This is a genomic window from Sphingomonas caeni (assembly GCF_026013415.1).
GTDB classification, from domain to species: Bacteria; Pseudomonadota; Alphaproteobacteria; order Sphingomonadales; family Sphingomonadaceae; genus Sphingomonas; species Sphingomonas caeni.
The window spans coordinates 62,694-80,858 of the sequence record NZ_JAPDOK010000004.1 but is presented as its reverse complement, the minus strand read 5'-3'; the positions used below and the strand labels follow the sequence as shown (position 1 = coordinate 80,858).

Annotated in this window: 21 protein-coding genes; 14 read left to right on the top strand and 7 right to left on the bottom strand. The window is 65.4% G+C overall.

Going from position 1 to position 18,165, the window contains the following annotated elements; translation table 11 throughout:
- The first annotated feature begins 50 nt into the window (after positions 1-50).
- The 4 genes from OF829_RS11955 (at position 51) to OF829_RS11940 (ending at position 6,472) form a co-directional block, all read left to right on the top strand.
- A complete protein-coding gene (locus OF829_RS11955) occupies positions 51-401 on the top strand; it encodes a DUF3147 family protein (RefSeq protein ID WP_264940288.1) in 351 nt (116 codons plus the stop codon).
- Positions 402-501: 100 nt separating this feature from the next.
- Positions 502-3,414: a sensor domain-containing protein gene (locus OF829_RS11950; RefSeq protein ID WP_264940287.1), complete on the top strand. Its 2,913-nt coding sequence runs from the start codon at positions 502-504 to the stop codon at positions 3,412-3,414.
- A gap of 561 nt (positions 3,415-3,975) precedes the next feature.
- The gene (locus tag OF829_RS11945) at positions 3,976-5,910 is read left to right on the top strand and encodes a ribonucleoside-diphosphate reductase subunit alpha (RefSeq protein ID WP_264940286.1); all 1,935 of its coding nucleotides are present in this window, start codon (positions 3,976-3,978) and stop codon (positions 5,908-5,910) included.
- Positions 5,911-6,037: 127 nt separating this feature from the next.
- On the top strand, positions 6,038-6,472 hold the full coding sequence (locus OF829_RS11940) for an endonuclease domain-containing protein (RefSeq protein ID WP_264940285.1): 435 nt from the start codon (positions 6,038-6,040) through the stop codon (positions 6,470-6,472).
- A gap of 74 nt (positions 6,473-6,546) precedes the next feature.
- Here the strand turns inward: OF829_RS11940 and OF829_RS11935 are convergent, their stop codons facing one another.
- Positions 6,547-6,789 carry a DUF2171 domain-containing protein gene (locus OF829_RS11935; RefSeq protein WP_264940284.1) on the bottom strand — a complete coding sequence of 81 codons (243 nt, stop codon included), beginning with the start codon at positions 6,787-6,789 and terminating at the stop codon, positions 6,547-6,549.
- Positions 6,790-6,858: 69 nt separating this feature from the next.
- Here OF829_RS11935 and OF829_RS11930 point away from each other — a divergent pair, with 69 nt between their 5' ends.
- The 6 genes from OF829_RS11930 to OF829_RS11905 are packed head-to-tail and all read left to right on the top strand — an operon-like array spanning position 6,859 to position 12,409.
- Entirely contained in the window at positions 6,859-7,182 is a 324-nt protein-coding gene (locus OF829_RS11930) for a hypothetical protein (protein WP_264940283.1), read from the top strand.
- Entirely contained in the window at positions 7,179-7,391 is a 213-nt protein-coding gene (locus tag OF829_RS11925; RefSeq protein ID WP_264940282.1) for a hypothetical protein, read from the top strand. Before OF829_RS11930 ends, OF829_RS11925 begins: the two co-directional genes overlap by 4 nt.
- Entirely contained in the window at positions 7,388-7,606 is a 219-nt protein-coding gene (locus OF829_RS11920; RefSeq protein ID WP_264940281.1) for a hypothetical protein, read from the top strand. Before OF829_RS11925 ends, OF829_RS11920 begins: the two co-directional genes overlap by 4 nt.
- A gap of 10 nt (positions 7,607-7,616) precedes the next feature.
- Positions 7,617-9,590: an acyltransferase family protein gene (locus tag OF829_RS11915; RefSeq protein ID WP_264940280.1), complete on the top strand. Its 1,974-nt coding sequence runs from the start codon at positions 7,617-7,619 to the stop codon at positions 9,588-9,590.
- A 51-nt stretch (positions 9,591-9,641) separates the two neighbouring features.
- Positions 9,642-10,700 (top strand): ribonucleotide-diphosphate reductase subunit beta, encoded by a 1,059-nt coding sequence (locus OF829_RS11910; RefSeq protein WP_264940278.1) that lies wholly within the window; start codon positions 9,642-9,644, stop codon positions 10,698-10,700.
- 17 nt (positions 10,701-10,717) lie between these two features.
- Positions 10,718-12,409: an AIPR family protein gene (locus OF829_RS11905; RefSeq protein WP_264940277.1), complete on the top strand. Its 1,692-nt coding sequence runs from the start codon at positions 10,718-10,720 to the stop codon at positions 12,407-12,409.
- Positions 12,410-12,491: 82 nt separating this feature from the next.
- Here OF829_RS11905 and OF829_RS11900 read toward each other — a convergent pair whose 3' ends face one another.
- Positions 12,492-12,830 carry a DUF1905 domain-containing protein gene (locus OF829_RS11900; protein WP_264940276.1) on the bottom strand — a complete coding sequence of 113 codons (339 nt, stop codon included), beginning with the start codon at positions 12,828-12,830 and terminating at the stop codon, positions 12,492-12,494.
- 202 nt (positions 12,831-13,032) lie between these two features.
- Here OF829_RS11900 and OF829_RS11895 point away from each other — a divergent pair, with 202 nt between their 5' ends.
- Positions 13,033-13,632 carry an opacity protein gene (locus OF829_RS11895; RefSeq protein WP_264940275.1) on the top strand — a complete coding sequence of 200 codons (600 nt, stop codon included), beginning with the start codon at positions 13,033-13,035 and terminating at the stop codon, positions 13,630-13,632.
- Between the two features lie 111 nt (positions 13,633-13,743).
- On the opposite strand, the gene OF829_RS11890 is transcribed toward OF829_RS11895, so the two are convergent.
- Entirely contained in the window at positions 13,744-13,950 is a 207-nt protein-coding gene (locus OF829_RS11890; protein ID WP_264940274.1) for an SEC-C metal-binding domain-containing protein, read from the bottom strand.
- A gap of 285 nt (positions 13,951-14,235) precedes the next feature.
- Positions 14,236-15,168 carry a lipase family protein gene (locus OF829_RS11885; RefSeq protein WP_264940273.1) on the bottom strand — a complete coding sequence of 311 codons (933 nt, stop codon included), beginning with the start codon at positions 15,166-15,168 and terminating at the stop codon, positions 14,236-14,238.
- A 169-nt stretch (positions 15,169-15,337) separates the two neighbouring features.
- Here OF829_RS11885 and OF829_RS11880 point away from each other — a divergent pair, with 169 nt between their 5' ends.
- Both OF829_RS11880 and OF829_RS11875 read left to right on the top strand, forming a co-directional pair.
- Positions 15,338-15,814 (top strand): DUF3617 domain-containing protein, encoded by a 477-nt coding sequence (locus tag OF829_RS11880; RefSeq protein WP_264940272.1) that lies wholly within the window; start codon positions 15,338-15,340, stop codon positions 15,812-15,814.
- A gap of 177 nt (positions 15,815-15,991) precedes the next feature.
- Positions 15,992-16,249: a YjhX family toxin gene (locus OF829_RS11875; RefSeq protein ID WP_264940271.1), complete on the top strand. Its 258-nt coding sequence runs from the start codon at positions 15,992-15,994 to the stop codon at positions 16,247-16,249.
- A 56-nt stretch (positions 16,250-16,305) separates the two neighbouring features.
- Here OF829_RS11875 and OF829_RS11870 read toward each other — a convergent pair whose 3' ends face one another.
- The 3 genes from OF829_RS11870 to OF829_RS11860 form a co-directional block, all read right to left on the bottom strand.
- Complete coding sequence (locus tag OF829_RS11870; RefSeq protein WP_264940269.1) at positions 16,306-16,764, bottom strand: thermonuclease family protein; 459 nt, start codon at positions 16,762-16,764, stop codon at positions 16,306-16,308.
- 117 nt (positions 16,765-16,881) lie between these two features.
- On the bottom strand, positions 16,882-17,340 hold the full coding sequence (locus OF829_RS11865; RefSeq protein WP_264940268.1) for a c-type cytochrome: 459 nt from the start codon (positions 17,338-17,340) through the stop codon (positions 16,882-16,884).
- Between the two features lie 33 nt (positions 17,341-17,373).
- On the bottom strand, positions 17,374-17,598 hold the full coding sequence (locus OF829_RS11860; protein WP_264940267.1) for a hypothetical protein: 225 nt from the start codon (positions 17,596-17,598) through the stop codon (positions 17,374-17,376).
- On the opposite strand from OF829_RS11860, the gene OF829_RS11855 reads away from it, so the two are divergent.
- A complete protein-coding gene (locus tag OF829_RS11855) occupies positions 17,597-17,926 on the top strand; it encodes a hypothetical protein (protein ID WP_264940266.1) in 330 nt (109 codons plus the stop codon). The genes OF829_RS11860 and OF829_RS11855 overlap by 2 nt on opposite strands.
- Positions 17,927-18,165: the final 239 nt, after the last annotated feature.

Sequence of the window (18,165 nt, the reverse complement as noted above, 5' to 3'; positions counted from 1 at the left end):
ACCCAAGCAAAGCTATCGCCGCGGCAAACGCGCGATGATAGCGTCCGCCCATGCTCTATCTCATCGTCAAGGCCGCGATCTCCGGCATCATCATCGCGCTGGTCTCCGAGATCGCCAAGCGCAATCCGGGGTTCGGCGCGCTGGTCGCGTCGCTGCCGCTGATCTCGCTGCTCGGCATGATCTGGTTGTGGCGCGACAAGCCCGATGCCGAGAATATGGCGGCGCATGTCGATGCGACCTTCTGGTACGTGCTGCCCTCGCTGCCGATGTTCCTGCTGATCCCCGCCTTGCTCAGGAACGGCGTCGGGTTCTGGCCCGCGCTGGCGCTGGGTTGCGCGCTGACCATCGCCCTCTATCTCGCGATGGTCTGGGCCGGACCGCGCTTCGGCCTCAGATTCTGATCCCCCGTCTCCGTACAACTACTGAAGAAAAGCCCGTTAATCGTTCTGGGCTAACGGTCGTGAATCGGGAGGATTGTCCCGACGAGTAGACGAAGGCGCAATGGTTCCGTTCAAACCTCCCAGCGGACGTGACCCGGCCGAGACGGTTGAACTCGCCTCGACGCCGCCCGACGCCGATTCCGCGCCGGAGGGAGATGCGCATTCGCGGCTGATGCGGGGCATGCTCACCCAGGCGGTGTTCGATACCGACGCGCTGGGGTTCGCGACCGAAATCTCGCCGAGCTGGCTCGCCTATACCGGGCTCAGCTATGAAGAGGCGCGCGGCTTCGGCTGGATCGACGCGATCCATCCCGAGGATCGCCAGCGGATCGCCGAGCTTCGCGTCCAGGCGATGCGCGACCGGACCGATCTCGACAGCGAATTCCGTTTGCGCCGCGCCGATGGCACCTGGTGCTGGTCCAATGTCCGCGCCGTACCGGTGCTCGGCCCCGACGGGCGCGTCGCCAAATGGGTCGGCATGATGATTGACATTTCGGCGCAGCGCGACGCCGAGACGCGGCTCGCCGAGGCGCAGGAGGATCATCGCCACGCCGTCGAGCTCAACCCCCAGATGCCCTGGACCGCATCGCCCGACGGCCGCATCCTGTCGGTCAACGATCGCTGGTGCGCCTTTTCGGGTCAGACGCGCGAACAGGCGCTCGCCGTCCCGCTCGCGGATTTCGCGCATCCCGCCGAGTTCGAGCGCTGCCTGAAGACCGGCGACCCCTACGACGTTCGTTTCCGCGTCCGCACCCCCGATCGCGGCGACCGCTGGGTGCGTTCGCGCGCCTGGCCGCGCCGCGGCCAAGCGGGCGAGATCATCCGTTGGTACGGTTTCACCGAGGATATCCACGACGCGGTGCTGGCCGAGGCCAAGCTGCGCGCCGCCGAGGAACGCTATCGCCTCGTCGCGCAGGCGACCAGCGACGTCGTCTGGGACATGGATCTCGCCACCAACATCATCACCTGGGGCGATCCGCTCGACGGCCGCTTCGGCTATATGCTCGATTCGCCGACGGTCCATCGCGACTGGTGGATCGCGCGCGTCCATCCCGACGACCGTCAGCGGCTGACCGATCAGGCTGCGGCGGTGCTGCGCGGCGGCGGCACCAGCTGGGAGAGCGAATACCGGTTCGAGCGGGCCGACGGCAGCTATGCCCATGCGCTCAATCGCGGCCAGGTGATCCGCGATGCCAATGGCATGCCGGTGCGCACGATCGGCGCGATGATCGACCTGACCGAGAAGCGCGCCGCCGAGGCGGCGATGCGCGTCAGCGAGGAGCGGCTTCGCCTCGCCGTCGCCGCGTCGGGGCTGGGCATTTCGGACTATGACGCGCGTACCGATACGCTGCACTGGTCCGACGAGCTCCGCGCGATCCTGGGGGTCGATGCAGACGAGCCCGCCGATCAGGCGAGCGCGCATGCACTGATCCATCCCGACGACCAGGCCGACGCGGCCGAGCATGAACGCCGCGCGCGCCGCGGCGATTTCACCCATCAGTATCGCGGGCTGCGCCGCATCTTCCGCAAGAACGACGGTGCGTTGCGCTGGGTCGCGACCCAGGGCCACCCGATCTATGACGAGGGCGGCCGGCTCGTCCGCGTGATCGTCACCGCCAAGGACGTGACCGAAGAAAAGACCGCGCAGGACCGTATCCACTGGACCGCGACGCACGACGCGGTCACCGGCCTGCCCAATCGCGCCGCCTTCCAGACCGCGCTCGAGGCGGCGCTGGGCGCGGCGATGACGCGCAGCCAGCCCTTGTCGCTGCTCCTCGTCGACCTCGACAATTTCAAGGCGATCAACGACAGCCACGGCCATCATGCCGGCGACCTGGTGCTGCGCACCTTCGGCGACCGGATCGGCTCGGCGCTGCCCCCCGGCGCGGTGCTCGCGCGCTTCGGCGGCGACGAATTCGCGGTGGTGCTGCCCGATATCGCCGCGGCCCATGCCGAACCGCTCGCCGCCGAGCTGCTCGCCTTGTTCCGCCAGCCCTTCGCGCTCGACGGTTCGGCGATCGACCTGCGCGCCAGCGTCGGCGTCGCGGGCTTTCCCGAGCACGCGACCGATGCCGAGGAGCTGATCAAGAGCGCCGATATCGCGCTCTATTCGGCGAAGGGCGATGGCCGCGCCACGGTGCGCCGCTTCGATCCGGCGATGCGCGCCACGCTCCGCCACCACGCAACCATGCTCCACCAGGCGCGCAGCGTGATCGACAATGATTGGACCCAGCCCTTCTACCAGCCCAAGATCGCGTTCGGCTCGGGCCGCGTCATGGGCTTCGAAGCGCTGTTCCGCTGGCGCCATCCGCAATGGGGGGTGCAGAGCCCCGCGACGATCGCGCACGCCTTTGACGATGCCGAACTCGCCGCGGTGCTCGGCGAGACGATGGTCGAGGCCGTTCTCACCGATGTCCGCCGCTGGGCCGATGCCGGGATCGATGTCGGCCGCGTCGCGATCAACGCCTCCGCCGCCGAGTTTCGCCATCCCGGATACGCGGAACGCCTGCTCGCGCGGATCGCGCGCCACGGCGTGGCACCGACATCGCTCGAACTCGAAATCACCGAGACCGCGTTCCTCGGCGACAGCGACGGCCATGTGCTTCACGCGCTCCAGACGCTGCGTGGCTCGGGGATGACGATCGCGCTCGACGATTTCGGCACCGGCTTTTCCAGCCTCGCCCATCTGCGCCAGTTCCCGGTCGATACGCTCAAGATCGACCAATCGTTCGTCTCGGGTATCGAAGACCGCGCCGGCGACCGCGCGATCATCGAGGTGGTGCTGCGGCTGGGCGAGGCGCTCCAGCTCACCACCGTCGCCGAGGGCGTCGAGACCGAGGCCCAGGCCGCCTTCCTGCGCGGCCGCGGCTGCAAGCTGGCGCAAGGCTATCTCTTCGCCCGCCCCCTCCCCGCGGACCAGGTCGCCGCCTATCTGGCAGGGCGGGGCAGCGAACGCCGCCGCTCGGGGGCCTGATCGGGCATTGAATTCGTCATCCCGGCGAAAGCCGGGACCCAGAGTCGCGAGCGATACCCTGTGTGGCCCTGGCTCCCGGCTTCTGCCGGGATGACGGAGAGGGCTGGGGCCGCCGAACCCGCTCTCAATCCATCCACCCAAAAATTTTTCGCGTTAACCACTTCCCGCTTGCGTTTTGAAAACCCGAGGAAGGTCCGTGCGTCGCTGCGCCGCACCCTGTTCCCGCGTCCGTGAAACGAGTCATTTTAGCGACGAACCGAGTCACCGAACTGTAATTTCACCTATTGCCTCGCGTCCCGATTAAGCACAATCTGTAGTGGTTGCACTGAGGGGCAGGCTCAAGCACTGGTAGGCGTAAGCCATGGGCATAAGCCCGTGGATAACCCTGCTCGCACCCGGTGGATAGGGTTGTGGACACTTTTTGTTCTCCCCATATCCATGTCCTGTGGTAGCCTGGAAGCTTGCTCCTGAGTCGCAGCGCCTCCGCCGCAAGGCGGGCAAACAAAGTCGCACGGAGGCCTCCCCGGAAGGAGGCGCGTTGGTCTGTACAGGGGTTGAGTCATGGAATTCAGGGATACGGATAACAGCGTGACCGATAGCGTAACCGACACGATCGCACCGCCCGCCAAGCCTGCGGCCAAGCCGCGCAAGGCGAAGGCGCCCGAGGCCGAATCGGCCGCTCGCGATTCGAAGGCGGTCAAGCCGCAGCTCTTCTCGGTCGAGGTCGATCACAGCCGCGACGCGCTCCTCACCGATTTCGGCAAGGACACGCTCAAGGACCGCTATCTGTTGCCCGGCGAAAGCTTCCAGGACCTGTTCGTCCGCGTCGCCAGCGCATACGCCGACGATCAGCCGCACGCCCAGCGTCTCTACGACTATATCTCGAAGCTGTGGTTCATGCCCGCCACCCCCGTCCTCTCGAACGGCGGCACCGGGCGCGGCCTTCCCATCTCCTGCTTCCTCAATTCGGTGCCCGACAGCCTCAACGGCATCGTCGATACCTGGAACGAGAATGTCTGGCTCGCGAGCCGTGGCGGCGGCATCGGCACCTATTGGGGCAATGTCCGCGGCATCGGCGAGCCGGTCGGGCTCAACGGCAAGACGTCGGGCATCATCCCCTTCGTCCGCGTGATGGATTCGCTCACCCTCGCCATCTCGCAGGGGTCGCTCCGCCGCGGCAGCGCCGCCTGCTATCTCGACATCTCGCATCCCGAGATCGAGGAATTCCTCGAGATCCGCAAACCCTCGGGCGACTTCAACCGCAAGGCGCTCAACCTCCATCACGGCGTGCTGATCCCCGACGCCTTCATGGAGGCGGTCCGCGGCGGCGAGGAATGGATCCTGCGCTCGCCCAAGGACGGCAGCGAGCGCGCCCGGGTCGATGCCCGCGCGCTGTTCCAGAAGCTGGTCGAGACCCGCCTCGCGACCGGCGAGCCGTATATCGTGTTCGCCGATCACGTGAACTCGAACATGCCCAAGCATCACCGCGATCTGGGCCTCAAGGTCTCGACCTCGAACCTGTGCAGCGAGATCACGCTGCCCACCGGCAAGGACCATCTCGGTAACGAGCGCACCGCGGTCTGCTGCCTCTCCTCGCTCAACTTCGAGACCTGGGACCAGTGGAAGGACGAGAAGGGCTTTATCGAGGACGTGATGCGCTTCCTCGACAATGTCCTCCAGGACTATATCGACCGCGCCGAGCCCGGCATGGAAAAGGCCGCCTACTCCGCGATGCGCGAGCGCAGCGTCGGCCTCGGCGTGATGGGCTTCCACTCCTTCCTCCAGGCGCGCGGCCTGCCCTTCGAGGGCGGGATGGCGAAGAGCTGGAACAACCGGATGTTCAAGCACATCCGCGCGCAGGTCGATCAGGCCTCGATGGCGCTCGCGGTCGAGCGCGGGCCCTGCCCCGACGCCGCCGAGATGGGCGTGATGGAGCGCTTCAGCTGCAAGATGGCGATCGCGCCGACCGCGTCGATCAGCATCATCTGCGGCGGCGCGAGCGCGTGCATCGAGCCGATCCCGGCGAACATCTACACCCACAAGACGCTCAGCGGCTCCTGGTCGGTCAAGAACCCCTATCTCGAAAAGCTGCTCATCGAGAAATCGAAGAACAGCGACGCGGTGTGGAACTCGATCCTCGAACAGGGCGGCTCGGTCCAGCATCTCGACTTCCTGACCCAGGAAGAGAAGGACTGTTTCAAGACCAGCTTCGAGATCGACCAGCGCTGGATCCTCGAGCTCGCCGGCGACCGCGCGCCCTATATCGACCAGGCCCAGTCGCTCAACCTGTTCATCCCGGCGGATGTCGAGAAGTGGGACCTGCTGATGCTCCACTTCCGCGCCTGGGAGCTGGGGATCAAGTCGCTCTATTACCTCCGTTCGAAGAGCGTCCAGCGCGCCGGCTTCGCGGGCGGGGTGGAAGCCGACAACACGATCGACCTGCGCGAGATCCAGGTGGAGAGCCGGGATTACGACGAATGCCTCGCGTGCCAGTGAGGTGGAACCGGTAGAGCGCCCAGAATCTCCCTCTCCCATTGTGGGAGAGGGGTTGTGGGACGCACCGCTGTCCCTCTCCCTTTGGGAGAGGGAAGGAGCCGCGTAGCGGCGGGAGGGTGAGGGCGACATGCGCCTTTATAAGAACCAACCCTCAGGCACGGTCGCCGCACTTCGCGCCGCGCGCCGGAATCCGACCGAAGCCGAGAGCCGTCTCCTTTGTGCGCTGAGGGAAGCGCTTCCGGACTACAAATGGCGCTTCCAGGCGCCGATGGGCCCGTTCCGCGTCGATATCCTGTGCTTTGCCGAAAGGCTTGTGATCGAGATCGATGGTGCGACCCATGCCGACACCCAAGCCTACGACGAATCCCGCACATGCTTCATCGAGAGCGAGGGCTATCGGGTACTACGCTTCTGGAACAACGACGTGATGGGAAACACCGAAGGCGTTGTCGCTACCGTCGCAAACTCCCTCTCACATCGGGAGAGGGAAGGGGCCCGCGCGGCAAAGGCGCGTGGGAAGGGCGAGGGTGAAGGAGACAAAGGCGTGAGGCGACGGCGGTGACCAGCACACACCGTCACCCTCACCCTCCCATCGCTTCGCGATGGGGCCCTCCCTCTCCCAAAGGGAGAGGGATTTTACCCCTCCTCCTCGAACGCCAGCGCATTCGCCGCGGTCGCGCTCAGCCGCACCCGGTCGCCCTCCACCTCGGCGACCAGCCCGAGCGGGAGCGTATGGTGATGCCCCTCGTGCGATCCCTCGCCGCTGTCGGCCTTGGTCAGCTTGATCAAATCCCCCTCGACGCGATCGACGGTGCCGAGATGGACGCCGTCGGCGCCGATCACTTCCATATGTTCGCGGATATCACTCGCCTGGGTCATGGCACTTCTCCTCAACGGGGTTCGCGTCCCCAACGCGCAAGCCCCACGAACGATGCGAAAGGACTGACGATGAACCGGTTCCGTTTCACGCTCGCGCTCGCTCCCCTCGCCCTGCTCGCCGCCTGCGCGAAGCAGGTGCCCGCCGCGGTCGACCCCGCCTCGCAGGCCGGCTTCCTGATGGGGCTGTGGCACGGCTTCATCTTCCCCATCGCCTGGTTCCTCAGCCTGGTGATGCCCGATGTCGCCATCTACGCCGTGCCCAATAATGGCGGCTGGTATGACTTCGGCTATTTCCTCGGCATCGTCGTATTCGGGGTCGGCGCGCATCGCGGCCAGAAGGTCGTCTATCGCGACCGCCCGGCGAAGCGCGGCACGGTGATCGATCACGAATGACGCGCTTGCCTGTCCTCGCCGACGGCATCGCCGCGCTCCTTGCCGCGACCGGGCTCGCCCTGCTGGTGCGGCCCGGCGCGATGCGCGCATTGCTGCGCCTTCCCGAGGGTGAGGCGGCCGCCTATGGCCTGCGCATCGGCGGCGCGATGCTCTTCGCGGCCGCGCTGTTCCTCGGCGGCTTCGCGACCGCCTGGTGGCTCGCGCGATGAGCTGGCATCTCACCCTTCCCGGAGCGCTCGTCCTGTTCTTGATGTTCGCGATGCTGCTCGCGGGGCTCCACATGATCGTCCGGCCCGATTTCTATGTCGGCTGCGGCCCGATCCCGGCCCGCAGCGCCGCCAATGTCCGCGCGATGGGCGTGATGTTCGCCCTGCTCGGCGGGGCGGTGACGGCTTTCTTCACCCTCCCGATCCTGCTGTCCTAGCGTGTCAGGCATGAGCGGCCCCGCCCCCCAGCCCAAGCTCGGCTTCCGCGCCGATATCAACGGCCTGCGCGCGATCGCGGTGCTGGCGGTGCTCGCCTTCCATTTCGGCGTGCCCCCGTTCAGGAGCGGCTTCACCGGGGTCGATGTCTTCTTCGTGATCTCGGGCTATCTGATGACCGGGATCATCCTCGGCCGCCTCGGCAGGCACAATTTCTCGGTCCCCGGCTTCTATCTCGACCGCGCGCGGCGCATCGTCCCCGCGCTGCTGGTGCTGGTGACGGCGGTGCTCGCGCTCGGCTGGTTCATCCTGCTCCCCGACGAATATATCATCCTGTCGAAGCATGCCGGCAGCGCGGTCACCTTCGCCTCGAACCTGCTCTTCTGGAAGGAATCGGGCTATTTCGATCCCGGCGTCGACCAGAAATGGCTGCTCCACAGCTGGTCGCTCTCGGTCGAGTGGCAATTCTATCTGCTCTACCCGCTGCTCCTGCTCGCCATCGCGAAACTCGCCCCCGCGGCGTGGCTCCGCCCGATCCTCGCCCTCGCCGCGCTGGCCTCGTTCGGCGTGATGGTCGCGCTCAGCCTCACCACGCCCGACGCGGGCTTCTACCTCTTGCCGCCGCGCGCCTGGGAGATGCTCGCCGGCGGCCTCGTCTTCACCCTGCCGCCGCTCGCCGGCCCCGCCCGGCGAATCGCCCAGCTCGCCGGCCTCGCGATGATCCTCGCCTCGGCGCTCGCCTTCGCCCCCTCGGACTGGCCCAATGCCTGGACCCTCCTCCCCGTGCTCGGCACCGCCCTGGTGATCCTCGCGGGCGCCACCGACTCGCGCATCACTGGCAACGCGGTGATGGCCCGGATCGGGCTCGACTCCTATTCGATCTATCTCTGGCACTGGCCGCTCGTCGTCCTGCTCCACCGCAGCGGCCATTTCGGCGACTGGCGCTGGACTCTCGCCGCGCTCGCCGCCTCCTTCCTGCTCGGCCACCTCTCCTGGCGCTTCGTCGAGCGCATCGCCCGGCCCGCCACCGCCAAGCCGCACATCCACACGAGCCCGATCGCGAGCACGCTGCGCGCACATGCCGGTTTCGTGCTCCCCGTCCTCGCGCTGGCGGTCGTCAGCGCCGGGATCTGGAAGGCGCGCGGCGTTCCCCAGCGCTTCTCCCCCGAGGTCCAGGCCGCCGCCGCCGATGCTACCCCCGCGCCGCTTCCCGGCGCCGCGCGCTGCTATGCCGATATCGGCGGCATGCCCGACGACGATTGCACCTTCGGCACCGCGGGCGCCCCGGTGACCGCGATCGTGCTGGGCGACAGCCAGGCCGACGCCGCGCTTCCCGGAATCGTCGCGGCGCTCCCTGCGGGCACGGCGGTGCGCTTCAGCGCCTATTCGGCCTGCCCGCCGGTGCTCGGCGCCCGCCCCACCGCCACCGCGAGCCGCTGCGGCGCCTTTCTCGACCGCACCCTCGCCCCGCTCGCCGCCCCGCGCGCGACGCCGCTGATCCTGATCGGCCGCTGGACCTATTATGCCGAGGCCGACGCGCTGCGCTTCCCCGGCGGGACACCCTATCGCGACGCGCTCTACCGCTCGATGTGCAGGCTCGCCCAGGCCGGCCCCACCTATGCCATGCTCCCGCTCCCCGAATTCCCCTGGTGGGTCTCGCGCGAGCTCGCGCACCGGCTGATCGCGGACCCGCACGCCCCCGACATCGCCTATCCCGTCGCCGAGTATCGCACGCGCAACGCCGCCCAGATCGAGGTGCTGCGCCGCGCCGGGCGCGATTGCGGGCTGGTCCTGCTCGATCCCGAGCCGGTCCTCTGCCCCGAGGACCAATGCATGGGCTCGCGTGACCGCCGCGCGCTGTTCCGCGACGAGCAGCATGTCAGCGGCTTCGGCGCCCGCACGCTCGCGCCGCTCTTCGCCCCGGTCTTCATGACCGTCACCGACCAGTCATCCACAGCAAACTCGTCCGCGGGGCCGCGCAAATGATCGCCTTCGCGCCCCTAAATCCCTATATCAGTTCCGGTCAGGAGTAAGTCGATGCCTCTTCTCGAAGCCCGCAAGCAGTACAAGCCGTTCGAATATCCCTGGGCCTATGATTTCTGGAAGCGCCAGCAGCAGATCCACTGGATGCCCGAAGAGGTGCCGCTGGGCGAGGATTGCCGCGACTGGGCGCAGAAGCTCGACAGCGTCGAGCGCAACCTGCTGACCCAGATCTTCCGCTTCTTCACCCAGGCCGATGTCGAGGTGCAGGATTGCTACCACGACAAATATGCCCGGGTGTTCAAGCCGACCGAGATCAAGATGATGCTCGCCGCCTTCTCGAACATGGAGACGGTGCACATCGCGGCATACAGCCACCTGCTCGACACGATCGGCATGCCCGAAAGCGAATATGGCATGTTCCTCGAATATGCCGAGATGAAGGACAAGCACGACTATCTGCACCGCTTCACCGTCGACACCGACGAGGACATCGCCAAGACGCTGGCGATGTTCGGCGGCTTCACCGAGGGGCTTCAGCTCTTCGCGAGCTTCGCGATGCTGATGAACTTCCCGCGCTTCAACAAGATGAAGGGCATGGGCCAGATCGTCAGCTGGTCGGTCCGCGACGAGAGCCTCCACTGCGAGGGCATCACCCGCCTGTTCCACGCCTTCGTCAAGGAACGCGACTGCATGACCAAGGCGGTCCGCGACGACATTCTCGACGTCTGCCAGACCACCGTCCGCCTCGAGGACGCGTTCATCGATCTCGCCTTCGAACAGGGCCCGGTCCCCGGCATGACGCCCAAGGAGATCAAGAAGTATATCCGCTACATCGCCGACTGGCGCCTCGGCCAGCTCGGCTTCAAGCCGATCTACATGATCGAGGAACACCCCCTCCCGTGGCTCGCGCCGCTGCTCAACGGGGTGGAACACGCCAACTTCTTCGAACAGCGCGCGACCGAATATTCGAAGGGCGCGACGCGGGGGAACTGGAACGAGGTGTGGGATTCGTTCGACAAGCGCCAAAAGGCCAAAGCGGAGAAGCCGGCGAACGAGGATGGCGCGGGCGATGGGGCGGATATGTTTAGTAAGGCAGGAATTGCGGCGGAATAATTGGAGAGGGCGACCCAATGAAGCAGGAAGATCTTGATTATAAGAATGTTCTTGCTCTTGCATCAAAGCACATAGCCAAAGGTCGCCCGGAGTCCGCCGCTTTCCTCAATTGGTTCCTTGAGGAAATCTACAATTTAGACGACGTTGATGCGGACGATAGCATATGTGACGGAAATTATGATCAAGGCATCGATGCCATATACGTCAATGAAATTGACCAAGAGATCGTTTTCTTTCAATCCAAACTGACACAAAATCCTGGAAAAACCTTGGGCGATGTAGCCCTCAAAGAATTTGCAGGCTCGTTGGGTCAGTTCGATTCCGCTGAGAAAGCGGCAGCAATTTTGGCCAATACCAAGAATACGGAACTCAAGAAGTTACTGGATCGCTCTAAGGTTGTTGAGAATCTGAGTGCTGGCTACAAGACAAAGGGCATATTCGTAACGAACGCTCTGCGGGATGAAAATGCCGTTGCCTTTATCGGGAATCACCCTTCAATCGCTCTCTATGACAGGCAGCGAATAGCAGAGGATTTTATCGATATAACGGCACCGGAAGGGGTTGCCGGAAGCTTCGCCCTTTCTGTTTTTGATGGCTTGATGTTGATCTACGAAGCTGGCGCGGACGCCACCATGTACCAGTTCATCGCCCCCGCATCAGATCTGGTTGCGCTATCCGGAATTAGCGACCACACATTATTTGCGCAAAATGTTCGCCTCCCGCTGGGGAATACTAGTGTTAACCGCGGAATTCGGCAAAGCTTGCAAGATAAAGATAGCCATGCGCAATTTCCGTTATTTCATAACGGCATTACCTTACTTTGCGCCAATGCCAGTATCAGCGATGACGGCGAAACTCTAACGATAACCAATTATGTTGTTGTCAATGGAGCGCAAACTGTAACCACGCTATACAAGGATCGAGATAAGATTTCGATAAACCTTCGCTTGCCGATACGAGTAATAGAACTCAAGAAGCCAGAATTAGCCAAAACTATTACGCAAATTAGTAATAATCAAAACTCCATCAAGTCTCGCGATCTTAAGGAAAACCATCAGATACAGAGCCGCATCAAGAGCGACTTTGAAAAAAGATATAAAGATGAATTTGATTACATTATAAAAAGAGGCGAATCATCGACTGCAAAAGTAGCGATAAGCAATGAAGAGGCGGGCGCCCTTCTGCTTGCCTTTGATTTGCAACGACCTTGGTCTTGCCACCAACTCTATAGACTATTTGAGGATGATTACGGCGATGTTTTTGGCCGACCGGAGGTCAACGCCGATAGAATCCTATTTGTCTGGACTCTATCTCAGATAGTCGTGTCGAAATTGCCGATGATAAAGAATCTGGCACTCGGCCGCTATCGGCTTACGCGCTTCTTTCTCCTCTATGTTCTATCACGTCTGATGCAGAGCGATGGTGTCGGCGCGGAGATCTTTCAAAACCCAAGTAAGGCGATGCCGGCCGCAGGGTGGGGCGATCGATTGGGCGTGGCCCTCGATCCGATCCTTTCCTCCATCATAATTGACTTAAATTACGAGGTTGAGAGAGCGGGCGATAGTTTTGATTACAAATCCGAACTTAAGTCACCAAATCGCGTTCGGGATCGCGCTGACGAGTTGCTCAAATCGTATGAGAAGGAAGTCGCTAAGGACAAACTCTCGGACTTTGGTACCAGGTGGCTTCAGGCTGGAGAGGCTCAGTAATCGACTCTTGGATTGCGGTGATAGCTTAAAGGATTACGGGATTACGGTGGGATTACGGTGACAGCTTACTAAATCCACCAACTCACCCCCAAACCCCCACCATCACCAAATCCCCCTCCCCAACCCCCGCCGCTTTCCGCACCGCCGCCTTCACCGGCAGCACATAGCCCGTCTTTCCGCCGCCTTGCGGAAACGCCGAGGTCTCGAACGCCACCCCCTCCACGCTCGCCCGCACGCGCACCGATCCGAACCCGCGCGCCCCGCCCAGCGCCCGCCGTTCGAACCCCAGCGCCCGGATCGCGTCCGCCGCTTCCCCAACAATCGTCACGAAGAACCACGCGCCCTTGGCCGGCGGTTCCGCCTGCCAGCGCCACAGCTCGGCTTCGAATTCGAAGCTCGGATCCCCGTCAAAGCCCGTCATGCCGCCCCTCCTGCCACGTCCCCGCCCGCCCGCCAAACCGTCACCCAATAGCCACACGCCCCGCCTATTCCCCGCCAAGTCCCTATTGCACTGCAACAAAACCCGGCCTCATGCGCTCACTCCCCTGCCGATGCCGCCACCGCCCGTCCGGGCGCGGCGCACCCACCGGCCAGTAACGCTTCATCCAAGGTCATTCAGCACCATGCGCAAGTTCATCGCCGCCGCGGCCATCGCCGCGGCCATCCCGACTGCGGCTTTCGCTCAGGACGCGGACACCACCGCGACCGCCACCGTCACCGCGCCCGACGGCACCCCCGCCTTCGGCATCGAGCCCTATTTCGGCGTCATGGGCGGCTATGAGCGCTTCGACAACGAAGCCAGCAAGGCCGGCCTGCCCACCGCCGCCGGCCGCGATCTCGACGGCGGCATCGTCCAGGGCGTGATCGGCGTCAACATTCCCCTCGGCCCCGTCTTCATCGGCGCCGAAGCCAATGGCGCCAAGGGCTTCCGCGGCGACATCGGCTGGGAATATGGCGCCGCGGGCCGCTTCGGCTTCCGCGCCGGCGACAGCGGGCTGATCTATGGCAAGGTCGGCTATCAATGGGTCAAGCTCGACGGCGTCGGCAACCCCAAGCGCCACTATCACGACATGACCTATGGCATCGGCCTCGAGGTCGGACCCAAGGATATCGGGCTGGGCGGGATCACCGGCAATAGCGGCATCCGTCTGCGGCTCGAGGTCAACACCTTCGGCGATTTCCACAGCGCCCGCCCGATGGCCGGCGTGATCGCCCACTTCTGATCCAGGTCACCTGATCCGGAATTGGGCGGCGGGGAGATACGGACAGCATCCTCTCCCCGTCGCCCATACCGGCCCCCCGCTCAGCGCCAATAATCGCGCCGCAAGGCCCCGTCATACCGCCCGCTCGCCAGGCAGCACGCCTTGAAACCGGCGTCCAGAGCCGCACGGGCAAGGATCGTTGCGGCCAAGTTTTTCGAGCAACTCGATCTCGCCGCCGCGCACGCTGCGCATCCCGCGCTTGACGTGTGTCTCGGACGGGAAGCCCTTACGCCGCTTCGAGCTCCGCTCGAAACCGGGGCTGGTCGTCTTGCTGGTCATGACGGGTCATGGCGCCCTCCTCTTCTTCGGGAGCGGCGCCTCTAGTCGCCGCTGCGCGGCCTTGCAATGTTGGATTTCGCCTGCTGGAATCGGCAGGCCGGACGACCCGGCCGCTCTTTCGAATCGTCGATTCCGCGCCTTGCCCCCCGGCAATGATCGTCAGCTCCGCCCGCTCCAGGTGCGTTTTGGGTTCACTTTCCCCTAACTTTCCGTTTCGCACTATGGGCGCGCATACCACGCGAAACATGCGCGGCAGTGTGAAGTCAGTGTCAGCTTCCGCGCCGCTCAGCCCCCGTGATCGCACCCCTCGCCCTGGCAGATCAGCCGGTCATAGCCCGAATCGGGGCAGATCGCGTGCGCCTTGAGCACGCTCGGCAGCAGCGCCTCGAGCCCGAGCCCGCGCCGTCCGAGCAGGCTCGGCAGGATCCGCCGGCGCGATCCCGCCCAGCGCTGGTGCGGATGGCCCTTCGCGTGCGCATGCGCCACCGGCGCCACCCGCAGCCCCACCGCATGATAGTCCATCGCCGCCAGCTTGGGCGCCAGCGTCCGCGCGACCCCGCGCACCCAGTCGGGGGTGTCGCGCCCCGGCGGCAGATGCGGCACCAGGTCGCTCGTCAGCTCGTAGCGCAGGCACGCGATCCGCTCGGCGGCATAGGCGCGCGCGAATTCGGCATTGCCCGCGCGCGCCGCCGCGATCGTCGCGACGCTGACGGGCATGTCCATCCACGCCCCCACCCGCGCCGCGCGCCACGCGAAGAGATTGGCGAGCGCCCCGCCCTTGGAATGGCCCGTCACGAACAGATGCCGCCTGGATTTGCGGTCGAGCAGGGTCTGGTCGAGCATCGCCTGCACCGCGTGCCGCACCCCCAGTTCGCCCTCGCCGTCCACCCACAGCCGCCGCATGCTCTCGGCAAAGCCCAGATGCACGCCCCCGGCAAAGCCCGGCTCCTGCACGCACAGCGAATTGGCGTCGTTCAGCCAGTCGAGCAGCACCGTCCAGCCGTCATCCTCATAGGCCCCGAAAAAGGGCGGGAGCGATCCGCGGAACGCGACGACGACCCCCTCGGGCACGCGCCCCACCAGCGCCAGGTCGATCGGCCGGTGCGCCATTTCGCGCCGCACCACCATCGGCGGCTCGAGCCAGCCGACGCTGCGCCCGTGCATCTCCATTTTGGGCTGATAGGCCTGCGAGGAAGCATAGAGCAGGCGGCGTTTCATGCAGTTGGGCATCGTGCAAGTCCCTGGAAAGCGAGTCGTGTTGCCGGGACTTTCGATCACCTCTCATTAACCATCTCAATCCGGGGCATTCACCTTGCGGAAATGCCCCCATGGGGAATCCCGGAGGGCCCGCGTTGACATGTTGGTAAGCTCTGGCGACACCCCGGGCATGAAGCGCGCGCGCCTGCTCCTCCCCGCCCTCGCCCTGCTTAGCGGCTGCGATGTGGCGGGCGATCCCTATGCGCCGCGCGCAGGGCTGTGGGAGATCAAGGGCAGCTTCGTCACGCTCGAAGGCCCCGGCGTCACCCCGCAGCGCATCGCCGAGCTGCGCAGGCGCATGCCTCCCCCCACCGTCTCGCGCGAATGTTTTGACGGCCATGCCTCCCGGGTCGGCGACGTCAAGGAAGGCGGGCGGTGCAAGGTCACCCGCGTCTCCGATGCCGGCGCGGTCGCCGACAATGAATGGCAGTGCGCGGGGCGCGGCAATGAGGGCCTGATCACCTCGGCCATCCACGGCTCGCGCGGCCCCGAGCGCTACGATTATCGCATCGCCACCTCCTCGATCCGCCGCGGCGACAAGGCCGCCACGGTGGTGGTGACGCGCGAACAGGGCCGCCGCCTCGGCGACTGCCCGGCCAAATCTTGACTTGTTGGGGTTCACCCGGCACCTCCGCGCCCGCACATTTTGAGTTGAGCCGTATGAAGGAAATTGCCGCAAGCTGACCGACGGCCCGAGCTGATGCTCGGTTCCGCCGTCGCGCACGCGCTGGCCCGGGATCGCCCGGCGCCGAGCGTCCACGCACGTCAGCGAAAGGCAATTCCCTTGAACATCTCGAAACACGAACAGCGCGTGCTCCACGCGCTGGCACAAGGCGGCCGCATCGCGCACCGCCGCGACGACACCGGCCGCATCGTCGAGGCCGATTGCTTCACCCGCGACGGCTATGTCCTCACCGACTGCACCGTCGCCCTGTTCCACAAGCTCAAGCGCCGCGGGCTGATCGCGAGCATGGGCGGCCAGCCCTATCGCATCTCACGGCTCGGGCTGGCGGCGGTACGCGCCCAATTGGACAATCGATGATTGCAGGGGGCGGCTCGCGCGCGTCCTCAGTTATTCACACCGCCCGGCGGGTTAGTTCAGCACCAGGGCTCGCGGTGCCCCGTCCAGCGCCGCGCCAGTCCCTCGCGGACGAGCACGTCACCCAGCGACATGTTCCCCCGCATCACGATCCGCAGCTTGCGCCCATAACGGTCGGTATCGCGGTCGGCGGTCATCAGCCGCACCGGCCCGGCATTGAGCAACGCCTGCAACCGCAGCGTCGCCGCATCCCCCAGCCGCGCCTCCTCGGCGCAGCGCGAGGGGTGCGTCTCGGGGGCGTCGATATCGGCGATGCGGATCTTGGTCCCATCCATCCAGAAGGTGTCGCCATCGACGACGCAGTCGGTGCCGCCGCCGACATGGCACAGCCCGAAGCTCCGGCTGATCTCGGGGCCCGCCGTCGCACTCGGAAAGCCAACGCTGGCGACCGCCGCGGCCAACCCGGCGAACATGCCGCCCAGCGCCGCGATCCGCACCTCGCCTATCCCGAACCGCATTGCGCGCCTCCTTCAGAGGCGGCGAGTCTATGGAAGCAGGGTAAGCAAAGCGTTCCCGGTCCGCTCCACCCTGGAGCGAACCGGGCCCAGATTCACCGGTTTCGGAGGATTATCGGGTCAGGGCTTCTTGTAGCTGTCGTGGCAACCCTGGCAGGTCGTGCGCGTCTCGGCCCAGGCCGCTGCGAAGCCATCCTTGTCGCCGGCCTTCGCCGCATCGGCCATCTTGGTCGCCGCCGCCTGATATGCCGCCGCCTTGGCCGCGAAGCCGGGCGCGTCGCTCCATACCGCCGGCAGCGCGCCGCTCGGCGGCACGTCGCTGCCTTCGGGGAACATGCCCGGGACCGCCGCCGCCCAGCCCGCGATCGATCGCGCCGCGAACGCCTGGGTCTTCACATCGTCGCCGCGGTCGATCGCGCCCTTGATGCCGCCCATGATCGCGCCCGACATGCGCATCCCGGCCTGGCGTCCCTTGACGATCCCGGCCGGGTCCGCCGCCGGATGCGCGCCGTTCGCCGATGCCGCGACGCTCGCCAGCAACAGGCCCGAAGCCGCCAGCGCGATGGTTCCGACTCGCATGTCATGTCTCCCCGAGAGTTTCCAGGGCCAAGGCTAGTGCGTCCCGCCCGGAAGCGCCAGCACCAGCGGCCAGGCGAGCGCGGCGATCAGGAGCGCGAGCAGCAGGATGCGCAGCTGCGTCCAGCGAAACCCCCAGCGCTGCGCCGGGCTGCGCCGCGCGCGCAGCGGCACGCCATCGCCCGGGCTGCCCAGCCATGCGCGTGCCGGACGATAGCCCCGCCCCGATTGCGCATAAGTCTGGTGCCGTACCCGCCGCATGATCTCCCTCGCCGGACGAGGCTATGCCGCGTTCGTCACCAAATCCTTGACGCTGCGCCCAGTCGAAATGAGCCTCGAAAATAGCTCCGTTTCGGAGTCACTTGCCGCCGAAACGGAGATTTTCCGGGTTAGGCTCGCGCGCATGATGAAACTGGTCCGGCCACCCGTAGAGCATGCCTGCATCCATTGTGGCTCGATCGCCGTAACACGTGACGCCTGGGCCGAATGGCATGTCGGTGATCAAGTCTGGGCGCTCGCCGAGACCTTCGATTTCGCCTTCTGCCACGAATGCCATCGCGAGACCAAATTGGTGGAACGGCCCGCCTAGGAGCGACCCCGGGTGGAGGCCGGGTGAGGGGTTACGATCCTGCTCGAACACAGCGTAACCCCTCACCAAACCAAGTCGCGCGGCCGACAAGCGGGGAGCCCGGCCGCCCCAACGGGAGAGGGGCTGCCACCCCAGCAGCCCCTCTCCTCGCGGGTGTCGAATGGGGGGCGGAGGTGTGTCAATCTTGTTCCTCCCCCGCTCGCAGAGCGGGGGAGGTGGCAGCGCGAAGCGCTGACGGA

Bases quoted from the DNA above. Each gene is read 5' to 3' on its own strand.
- OF829_RS11955 (WP_264940288.1), top strand. From the start codon at position 51: ATGCTCTATCTCATCGTCAAGGCCGCGATCTCCGGCATCATCATCGCG.
- OF829_RS11950 (WP_264940287.1), top strand. From the start codon at position 502: ATGGTTCCGTTCAAACCTCCCAGCGGACGTGACCCGGCCGAGACGGTT.
- OF829_RS11945 (WP_264940286.1), top strand. From the start codon at position 3,976: ATGGAATTCAGGGATACGGATAACAGCGTGACCGATAGCGTAACCGAC.
- OF829_RS11940 (WP_264940285.1), top strand. From the start codon at position 6,038: ATGCGCCTTTATAAGAACCAACCCTCAGGCACGGTCGCCGCACTTCGC.
- OF829_RS11935 (WP_264940284.1), bottom strand. From the start codon at position 6,789: ATGACCCAGGCGAGTGATATCCGCGAACATATGGAAGTGATCGGCGCC.
- OF829_RS11930 (WP_264940283.1), top strand. From the start codon at position 6,859: ATGAACCGGTTCCGTTTCACGCTCGCGCTCGCTCCCCTCGCCCTGCTC.
- OF829_RS11925 (WP_264940282.1), top strand. From the start codon at position 7,179: ATGACGCGCTTGCCTGTCCTCGCCGACGGCATCGCCGCGCTCCTTGCC.
- OF829_RS11920 (WP_264940281.1), top strand. From the start codon at position 7,388: ATGAGCTGGCATCTCACCCTTCCCGGAGCGCTCGTCCTGTTCTTGATG.
- OF829_RS11915 (WP_264940280.1), top strand. From the start codon at position 7,617: ATGAGCGGCCCCGCCCCCCAGCCCAAGCTCGGCTTCCGCGCCGATATC.
- OF829_RS11910 (WP_264940278.1), top strand. From the start codon at position 9,642: ATGCCTCTTCTCGAAGCCCGCAAGCAGTACAAGCCGTTCGAATATCCC.
- OF829_RS11905 (WP_264940277.1), top strand. From the start codon at position 10,718: ATGAAGCAGGAAGATCTTGATTATAAGAATGTTCTTGCTCTTGCATCA.
- OF829_RS11900 (WP_264940276.1), bottom strand. From the start codon at position 12,830: ATGACGGGCTTTGACGGGGATCCGAGCTTCGAATTCGAAGCCGAGCTG.
- OF829_RS11895 (WP_264940275.1), top strand. From the start codon at position 13,033: ATGCGCAAGTTCATCGCCGCCGCGGCCATCGCCGCGGCCATCCCGACT.
- OF829_RS11890 (WP_264940274.1), bottom strand. From the start codon at position 13,950: ATGACCAGCAAGACGACCAGCCCCGGTTTCGAGCGGAGCTCGAAGCGG.
- OF829_RS11885 (WP_264940273.1), bottom strand. From the start codon at position 15,168: ATGAAACGCCGCCTGCTCTATGCTTCCTCGCAGGCCTATCAGCCCAAA.
- OF829_RS11880 (WP_264940272.1), top strand. From the start codon at position 15,338: ATGAAGCGCGCGCGCCTGCTCCTCCCCGCCCTCGCCCTGCTTAGCGGC.
- OF829_RS11870 (WP_264940269.1), bottom strand. From the start codon at position 16,764: ATGCGGTTCGGGATAGGCGAGGTGCGGATCGCGGCGCTGGGCGGCATG.
- OF829_RS11865 (WP_264940268.1), bottom strand. From the start codon at position 17,340: ATGCGAGTCGGAACCATCGCGCTGGCGGCTTCGGGCCTGTTGCTGGCG.
- OF829_RS11855 (WP_264940266.1), top strand. From the start codon at position 17,597: ATGATCTCCCTCGCCGGACGAGGCTATGCCGCGTTCGTCACCAAATCC.
- OF829_RS11860 (WP_264940267.1), bottom strand. From the start codon at position 17,598: ATGCGGCGGGTACGGCACCAGACTTATGCGCAATCGGGGCGGGGCTAT.